The sequence below is a fragment of the Metabacillus rhizolycopersici genome (genome assembly GCF_020075705.1).
Map to the genome: position 1 here is coordinate 1 of NZ_JAIQUM010000237.1, position 733 is coordinate 733.

Genomic DNA, 733 nt, shown 5'->3' on the forward strand with positions numbered 1-733 from the left:
TTCCCATAGCGTAAGCTAGTAAGATCCCTGAAAGATGATCAGGTTGATAGGTCAGAGGTGGAAGCGCGGTGACGTGTGGAGCTGACTGATACTAATCGATCGAGGACTTAACCAAAAACGAAAAGCGGAAGAAGCCCGTTTAAATCGGTAGGGAATTGGAGCACCTGAGAAGAAGTCGTACTTTGACTTCGCAGGAAGGTGTGAAATTACCGTACGATTTGGCTTCTGTAGCTGGACAGAGTAAAAAGCGTAAACTTCAGTGAACTTGAATTGTAAATCGTTATCTAGTTTTGAAGGAATATCCTTCTAATAAATATGTCTAGCGATGATGGCGAAGAGGCCACACCCGTTCCCATGCCGAACACGGAAGTTAAGCTCTTCAGCGCCGATGGTAGTTGGGGGTTTCCCCCTGTGAGAGTAGGACGTTGCTAGGCATAGGCCCCTTATTTGGGGCTATTGTTTTGTCTATCTTTATCTAGTTGGCCCGTTGGTCAAGCGGTTAAGACACCGCCCTTTCACGGCGGTAACACGGGTTCGAATCCCGTACGGGTCACCATTAAATAAGCGACAGCCTGTCGCATCACATGCACTTACACGTTATGTGCTTCGGAGGATTAGCTCAGCTGGGAGAGCATCTGCCTTACAAGCAGAGGGTCGGCGGTTCGATCCCGTCATCCTCCACCATTTATATGCCGGTGTAGCTCAATTGGTAGAGCAACTGACTTGTAATCAG

General features: G+C 48.2%; 2 tRNA genes and 2 rRNA genes. All 4 read left to right on the top strand.

The window, feature by feature from the left end:
- Positions 1 to 115 (top strand): 23S ribosomal RNA (locus K9V48_RS28260); the annotation flags it as partial.
- Between the two features lie 203 nt (positions 116 to 318).
- Positions 319 to 434 (top strand): 5S ribosomal RNA (rrf, locus tag K9V48_RS28265).
- A 47-nt stretch (positions 435 to 481) separates the two neighbouring features.
- Positions 482 to 556 (top strand) — tRNA-Glu (locus K9V48_RS28270).
- Between the two features lie 52 nt (positions 557 to 608).
- Positions 609 to 684: transfer RNA gene (locus K9V48_RS28275), tRNA-Val, on the top strand.
- The last annotated feature ends 49 nt before the right edge of the window (positions 685 to 733 follow it).